5 protein-coding genes and 1 pseudogene are annotated in these 7431 nt (G+C 65.5%); 5 read left to right on the forward strand and 1 reads right to left on the reverse strand.

Features of this window, described 5'->3' with window-relative positions:
• Position 1: 1 nt before the first annotated feature.
• Together mexI and opmD are read left to right on the forward strand one after the other, a co-directional pair.
• Entirely contained in the window at positions 2–3091 is a 3090-nt protein-coding gene (gene mexI / locus LJF27_RS26515) for a multidrug efflux RND transporter permease MexI (protein WP_003093610.1), read from the forward strand.
• A complete protein-coding gene (gene opmD, locus LJF27_RS26520; protein ID WP_010793463.1) occupies positions 3088–4551 on the forward strand; it encodes a multidrug efflux transporter outer membrane subunit OpmD in 1464 nt (487 codons plus the stop codon). Before mexI ends, opmD begins: the two co-directional genes overlap by 4 nt.
• 10 nt (positions 4552–4561) lie before the next feature.
• Here the strand turns inward: opmD and phzM are convergent, their stop codons facing one another.
• Complete coding sequence (gene phzM / locus LJF27_RS26525; protein ID WP_003093617.1) at positions 4562–5566, reverse strand: phenazine-1-carboxylate N-methyltransferase PhzM; 1005 nt, start codon at positions 5564–5566, stop codon at positions 4562–4564.
• Positions 5567–6262: 696 nt separating this feature from the next.
• On the opposite strand from phzM, the gene phzA reads away from it, so the two are divergent.
• The 3 genes and pseudogenes from phzA to LJF27_RS26540 form a co-directional block, all read left to right on the forward strand.
• Positions 6263–6751, forward strand: coding sequence for a phenazine biosynthesis protein PhzA (gene phzA, locus LJF27_RS26530; protein WP_003114729.1), 489 nt, complete (start codon positions 6263–6265; stop codon positions 6749–6751).
• A gap of 29 nt (positions 6752–6780) precedes the next feature.
• Complete coding sequence (gene phzB / locus LJF27_RS26535; protein WP_023117189.1) at positions 6781–7269, forward strand: phenazine biosynthesis protein PhzB; 489 nt, start codon at positions 6781–6783, stop codon at positions 7267–7269.
• A gap of 35 nt (positions 7270–7304) precedes the next feature.
• Positions 7305–7431, forward strand: a pseudogene (locus LJF27_RS26540) (phospho-2-dehydro-3-deoxyheptonate aldolase); the annotation flags it as partial.

The raw sequence follows: 7431 nt of genomic DNA on the forward strand, positions 1-7431 counted from the left end.
GATGACCTTTACCGACCTGTTCGTCCGCCGGCCGGTGCTGGCGCTGGTGGTCAGCACGCTGATCCTGCTGCTCGGCCTGTTCTCCCTGGGCAAGCTGCCGATCCGCCAGTACCCGCTGCTGGAAAGCTCGACCATCACCGTCACCACCGAGTACCCCGGCGCCTCCGCCGATCTCATGCAAGGCTTCGTCACCCAGCCGATCGCCCAGGCGGTGTCGTCGGTGGAGGGCATCGACTACCTTTCCTCGACCTCGGTGCAGGGGCGTAGCGTGGTGACCATCCGCATGCTGCTCAACCGCGATTCGACCCAGGCGATGACCGAGACCATGGCCAAGGTCAACTCGGTGCGCTACAAGCTGCCCGAGCGTGCCTACGACTCGGTGATCGAACGCTCTTCCGGCGAGACCACCGCGGTAGCCTACGTCGGCTTTTCCAGCAAGACCCTGCCGATCCCGGCGTTGACCGACTACCTGTCGCGGGTGGTCGAGCCGATGTTCTCTTCCATCGACGGCGTGGCCAAGGTCCAGACCTTTGGCGGCCAGCGCCTGGCCATGCGCCTCTGGCTCGACGCCGACCGCCTCGCCGGGCGCGGCCTGACCGCCTCCGACGTGGCCGAGGCGATCCGCCGCAACAACTACCAGGCGGCGCCGGGGATGGTGAAGGGGCAGTACGTGCTGTCCAATGTGCGGGTCAACACCGACCTGACCAACGTCGACGACTTCCGCGAGATGGTCATCCGCAACGATGGCAACGGCCTGGTGCGCCTGCGCGACGTCGGTACCGTCGAACTGGGCGCCGCGGCCACCGAGACCAGCGCACTGATGGACGGCGACCCGGCGGTGCACCTGGGGTTGTTCCCGACGCCCACCGGCAACCCGCTGGTGATCGTCGACGGCATCCGCAAGCTGCTGCCGGAGATCCAGAAGACCCTGCCGCCGGATGTCCGCGTCGACCTCGCCTACGAGACTTCGCGCTTCATCCAGGCCTCCATCGACGAGGTGGTGCGGACCCTGGTGGAAGCGCTGCTGATCGTGGTGCTGGTGATCTACCTCTGCCTCGGCTCGCTGCGCAGCGTGCTGATCCCGGTGGCGACCATTCCCCTGTCGATGCTCGGCGCCGCCGCGCTGATGCTGGCCTTCGGCTTCAGCGTCAACCTGCTGACCCTGCTGGCGATGGTGCTGGCCATCGGGCTGGTGGTGGACGACGCCATCGTGGTGGTGGAGAACGTCCACCGCCACATCGAGGAAGGCAAGTCGCCGGTGGCGGCGGCGCTGATCGGCGCCCGCGAAGTGGCCGGCCCGGTGATCGCCATGACCATCACCCTGGCCGCCGTGTACACCCCCATCGGCCTAATGGGCGGCCTCACCGGCGCGCTGTTCCGCGAGTTCGCCCTGACCCTGGCGGGCGCGGTGATCGTGTCCGGGGTGGTGGCGCTGACCCTGTCGCCGGTGATGAGTTCGCTGCTGCTCCAGGCGCACCAGAACGAGGGGCGCATGGGCCGCGCCGCCGAGTGGTTCTTCGGCGGCCTGACGCGGCGCTACGGGCAGGTCCTGGAGTTCTCCCTGGGCCACCGCTGGCTGACCGGCGGCCTGGCATTGCTGGTGTGCATCAGCCTGCCGCTGCTGTATTCGATGCCCAAGCGCGAACTGGCGCCGACCGAGGACCAGGCCGCGGTGCTCACCGCGATCAAGGCGCCGCAGCACGCCAACCTCGACTATGTCGAACTGTTCGCGCGCAAGCTCGACCAGGTCTACACCAGCATCCCGGAAACCGTGAGCACCTGGATCATCAACGGCACCGACGGACCGGCGGCGAGCTTCGGCGGGATCAACCTGGCGGCCTGGGAAAAACGCGAGCGCGACGCCTCGGCGATCCAGTCCGAGCTGCAAGGCAAGGTCGGCGATGTCGAGGGCAGCAGCATCTTCGCCTTCCAGTTGGCCGCCCTGCCCGGCTCCACCGGCGGCCTGCCGGTGCAGATGGTGCTGCGCAGCCCGCAGGACTACCCGGTGCTCTACCGGACCATGGAAGAGATCAAGCAGAAGGCCCGACAGAGCGGGCTGTTCGTGGTGGTCGACAGCGACCTCGACTACAACAACCCGGTGGTCCAGGTCCGCATCGACCGCGCCAAGGCCAACAGCCTGGGCATCCGCATGCAGGACATCGGCGAGTCGCTGGCGGTGCTGGTGGGCGAGAACTACGTCAACCGCTTCGGCATGGAGGGCCGCTCCTACGACGTGATCCCACAGAGCCTGCGCGACCAGCGTTTCACTCCGCAAGCGCTGGCACGACAGTTCGTGCGCACCCAGGACGGCAACCTGGTGCCGCTGTCGACGGTGGTCCGGGTGGAGCTTCAGGTCGAACCGAACAAGCTGATCCAGTTCGACCAGCAGAACGCCGCGACCCTCCAGGCGATCCCCGCGCCCGGCGTCTCCATGGGCCAGGCGGTGGCCTTCCTCGACGACGTGGCGCGCGGCCTGCCGGCCGGCTTCAGCCACGACTGGCAATCCGACTCGCGGCAATACACCCAGGAAGGCAACACCCTGGTGTTCGCCTTCCTCGCCGCCCTGGTGGTGATCTACCTGGTGCTCGCCGCGCAGTACGAGAGCCTGGCCGACCCGCTGATCATCCTGATCACCGTGCCGCTGTCGATCTGCGGCGCGCTGCTGCCGCTGGCGCTGGGCTACGCGACGATGAACATCTATACGCAGATCGGCCTGGTCACCCTGATCGGCCTGATCAGCAAGCACGGCATCCTCATGGTCGAGTTCGCCAACGAACTGCAACTCCACGAGCGCCTCGACCGCCGCGCGGCGATCCTGCGCGCCGCGCAGATCCGCCTGCGGCCGGTGCTGATGACCACCGCGGCAATGGTCTTCGGCCTGGTGCCGCTGCTCTTCGCCAGCGGCGCCGGCGCCGCCAGCCGCTTCGGCCTGGGCGTGGTGATCGTCTCCGGGATGCTGGTCGGCACCCTCTTCACCCTGTTCGTGCTGCCCACCGTCTATACCCTGCTGGCGCGCAACCACGCGGAAGTCGACAAGAGCCCGCGCAGCCGGCAACTGGCCGAGGCCGATCTGCTGGTGAACAAGGCATGAAGCGCTCCTACCCGAACCTTTCGCGCCTGGCGCTGGCCCTGGCGGTCGGCACCGGCCTGGCCGCCTGCAGCGTCGGCCCCGACTACCAGCGTCCGCAGTCGCCGCCGCCACGCGTCGCCAGCGAGCACCTCGGCGAGTTCTCCGGCGAGCGGCGGGAAGCGCCCTGGTGGAGTTTCTTCGACGATCCGCAACTGGTGCGCCTGGTCGACCAGGCGCTGGCGCGCAACCACGACATCCGCGAGGCCCGCGCCAACCTGCGCAGCGCCCGCGCGCTGTTCGACGACCGCTGGCTCGACCAGTTGCCGCAGGTCACCAGCCAGGCCGGCTACAACCGCAGCATCGAACAACAGCTGGACTACGACGGCGAGCCGCGCCGGCGCCTGGCGGAGAGCTACCGCGCCGGCTTCGACGCGCAGTGGGAAATCGACCTGTTCGGCCGCCTCGGCCGACTTTCCGACGCCGCCCTGGCCCGCGCCGAAGCGGCCGACGCCGACCTCCGGCTGGTACGCCTGAGCATCGCCGCCGACACCGCCCGCGCCTACTTCGAGATCCAGGGCTACCAGCGCCGGCTGGACGTGGCGCGCGCCCAGGTGCGCAGTTGGCGCGACACCCTGGAGCTGACCCGCAGCAGCCTGCAACTGGGCAGCGGCCTGCCGGAGGACGTGGAGAACGCCCAGGCCAACCTGCTGCGCAGCGAAGCGGCGATTCCGCCACTGACGACCGCGCTGGAGAGCGCCCGCTATCGCCTCGACGTGCTGCGCGGCGAGGCACCCGGCAGCGGCGCGCCGATCCTCGACGGCGGCGCCGCCGCGCCATTGGCGAAGAACCTGCCGCTGGGCGACGTCGACCGCCTGATCCTCCAGCGCCCCGACGTAGTCAGCGCCGAGCGGCAACTGGCAGCGAGCACCGAAGACGTCGGCGCGGCCACCGCCGAACTCTATCCGCGCCTCGACCTGGGCGGCTTCATCGGTTTCTTCGCCCTGCGCAGCGGCGACCTCGGCAGCGCCTCGCGCGCCTTCGAACTGGCGCCCAGCGTCAGTTGGCCGGCGTTCCGCCTGGGCAACGTGCGGGCCCGCCTGCGCGCCGTCGAGGCGCAGTCCGACGCCGCGCTGGCGCGCTACCAGCGCTCTCTGCTGCTGGCCCAGGAGGACGTCGGCAACGCGCTCAACCAACTGGCCGAACACCAGCGTCGGCTGGTCGCCCTGTTCCAGTCCGCGACCCATGGCGCGAACGCCCTGGAGATCGCCAACGAACGCTACCGCGCCGGCGCCGGCAGCTACCTAGCGGTGCTGGAGAACCAGCGCGCGCTGTACCAAATCCGCGAGGAACTGGCGCAGGCGGAGACCGCCTCGTTCGTCAACGTCATCGCGCTCTACAAGGCGCTCGGCTGGGGCAGCGGCGACCTGGCGCCGGGCGCCGGCCAACTGGCCGCCGGCGAAACCGCCGGGGCCAACCGTTGAAAGTTCCGATTCAGGCCCTGGCAGCGACGATCATGCGGGTTTCCATCGGCAGGTCGACGATCCGCTCCACCGCGAAGCCGCCGCGCCCGAGCAGGTCGACCACCTCCTCGGTGGTGCGGTGACGGCCAGCGCAGGCCATGAACAGGTGCACGTCCCAGAGCACCGACATCGGCGACGGCTCGCTGGCCGAGATGGTCCGCTCGATCACCACCACCCGGCCGTCGCCGGCCATCGCCTCGCGGCAATTGCCGAGCAACCGCAGGCTGGCGGCTTCGTCCAGATCGCCGATGATCCGCGACAGCAGGTAGATATCGCCGTTGGACGGCACCTCTTGCAGCATGTCGCCGCCCACCAGGCTGACGCGCTCCCCTGCCAACAGGCTGGAGAGGTTGTCGCGGGCCACGCCGAGGGAACCCTCGCGGTCGAGCATCACGCCCCGGGCGCTGGGCTCGGCCTGCAGGATGGCCTTGGTCAATTCGCCGGAACCGCCACCGACGTCGACGAAGCTACGCCCGCGGAAATCCAGGAGCCTGGGGATCTCGTGGAAGGCCAGGTTGCTCGCCTTCATCGCCAGCAGGAAGCGCCGGCCGGCATCCGGGCAGCGCTTCAGGTAGCTGTAGAAGTCTTCGCCGAACGCCAGCTCGAAGCCTGGGGTACCGCTGAGCAGCGCCTCGCAGGCGGGCGTCCAGGCGGCGTGGAACTCCTCGCCGTAGAACAGCACCATGTCGCGGAAGGAGCCCTCGACATCCCTCAGCAGGTGGCTGGTGGGGGTATTGGCGTAGCCGTCGCGGGTATCGCCCTGGAAGATCTCGAAGGCCACCAGCAGGCGCATCAGTCGATGGATGCGCTCGGCATCGGAACCGACCGCGGCGGCCAGCGTCTCGTCGCTGTCGATCCCGCTCTCGATCAGATCGGCCAGCCCGAGGCGCGTAGCGACGTAGACGCAACGGGACTTCCATTCCCCGGTAACAACTTGTATCAAATTACGCGCAGCAGCAAGATTCGAATTATTCATCTTTTATTCTCTCTCGTTACACATTTCCGTAACCCGAGAAGTACCCAAGCGCTCTATTTCGCACTTCTTGCCCGCTCGGCGAGAAATACCGCAGAACACCCCGGTTCATTCGGAACTTTGAGAAAAAATGCGCTCATCCCCCGGATCAGCGCTCCCTGGATCTCGTTGCGGAAACAACCCTGGAACTTTCCAACTGCCTGTTCCAGAGCCTTTTCCTGCGTACCGAAAGAATAAAATTACAACTTGGCTACAACCTCCGGCATTGCAGGAAGCATCAGCTTAGCAATCCCGCATACCCTGTCTGGCACCTACCAGATCTTGTAGTTGAGCCGGTACGAGCGTTCTGTGTTTTATGCAATCCACATCAGCGACCAGGGATGCTGGCTATTTGAAACACTTCACGGAATGACGCTGAAAGTCTTCGCGACCTCGTCTGTCGCACCTTAACGAAAGCATTGCGAATCCATTACCGACAGGTTTCCAAAAGAAACCCGGGATGAAACTCCTATTGCCTTTCGAAAATTGGAAACGACAGGCGAACATATGTAACGCGAAATTTCACCCTACGTATAAACAATGCGCCCAGCGAATATCGCTCCCTTACCGAGCGACGAACTCCTGCGCGCCAGCGAATAACCGATGCCGCGAGGGAAAAGTTTCTCCGGCATACCTGGAGAGCCCTCTCGGAGGCGGCGCATGAACGGTCAGCGGTACAGGGAAACACCCCTCGACATCGAGCGTCTGCGGCGCCTGAATCGCGCCACGGTGGAGCGCTACATGGCAATGAAGGGGGCAGAACGGTTACAGCGGCACAGCCTGTTCGTCGAGGACGGCTGCGCCGGCAACTGGACCACGGAAAGCGGCGAACCCCTGGTTTTCCGGGGCCATGAGAGCCTCAGGCGGCTCGCCGAGTGGCTCGAGCGCTGCTTCCCCGACTGGGAGTGGCACAACGTGCGGATCTTCGAGACCGAGGATCCGAACCACTTCTGGGTCGAGTGCGACGGGCGCGGCAAGGCGCTGGTCCCGGGGTATCCGCAGGGCTATTGCGAGAACCACTACATCCATTCCTTCGAACTCGAGAACGGCCGGATAAAACGTAATCGCGAGTTCATGAACCCGATACAGAAACTGCGTGCATTGGGAATAGCCGTTCCGCAAATAAAACGTGACGGTATTCCCACTTGAATGACATCTACCGCCAAGGAGCATTGACGATGCCTGATACGACAAATCCAATCGGTTTCACCGATGCCAACGAACTTCGCGAAAAGAATCGCGCCACCGTCGAGAAGTACATGAATACCAAAGGCCAGGATCGCCTGCGCCGCCATGAACTTTTCGTCGAGGACGGCTGTGGCGGTTTATGGACCACCGATACCGGCTCGCCCATCGTCATTCGTGGCAAAGACAAACTTGCGGAACATGCCGTCTGGTCATTGAAGCGCTTTCCCGATTGGGAGTGGTACAACATAAATATATTCGGAACCGACGACCCCAATCATTTCTGGGTCGAATGCGACGGTCACGGCAAGATTCTTTTCCCCGGATATCCCGAAGGCTACTACGAGAACCACTTCCTGCATTCCTTCGAACTTGAAGACGGCAAGATCAAGCGCAACCGCGAATTCATGAACGTCTTCCAACAATTGCGCGCCTTGAGCATTCCGGTCCCGGAAATAAAACGCGAAGGCATTCCCACTTGATCGAAACGATATCTCCTGCCGAAGGGGGACCCACCATGGACGATCTATTGCAACGCGTACGGCGCTGCGAAGCGCTGCAGCAACCCGAATGGGGCGATCCGTCGCGCCTGCGCGACGTGCAGGCGTACCTGCGCGGCAGTCCGGCGCTGATCCGCGCCGGCG

It is taken from the genome of Pseudomonas sp. 203-8, from assembly GCF_020708595.1.
Classification (GTDB): Bacteria; Pseudomonadota; Gammaproteobacteria; order Pseudomonadales; family Pseudomonadaceae; genus Pseudomonas; species Pseudomonas aeruginosa.

What these genes read in the sequence shown, in the direction of transcription:
- mexI (WP_003093610.1), top strand. Translation starts at nt 2, where the DNA reads ATGACCTTTACCGACCTGTTCGTCCGCCGGCCGGTGCTGGCGCTGGTG.
- opmD (WP_010793463.1), top strand. Translation starts at nt 3,088, where the DNA reads ATGAAGCGCTCCTACCCGAACCTTTCGCGCCTGGCGCTGGCCCTGGCG.
- phzM (WP_003093617.1), bottom strand. Translation starts at nt 5,566, where the DNA reads ATGAATAATTCGAATCTTGCTGCTGCGCGTAATTTGATACAAGTTGTT.
- phzA (WP_003114729.1), top strand. Translation starts at nt 6,263, where the DNA reads ATGAACGGTCAGCGGTACAGGGAAACACCCCTCGACATCGAGCGTCTG.
- phzB (WP_023117189.1), top strand. Translation starts at nt 6,781, where the DNA reads ATGCCTGATACGACAAATCCAATCGGTTTCACCGATGCCAACGAACTT.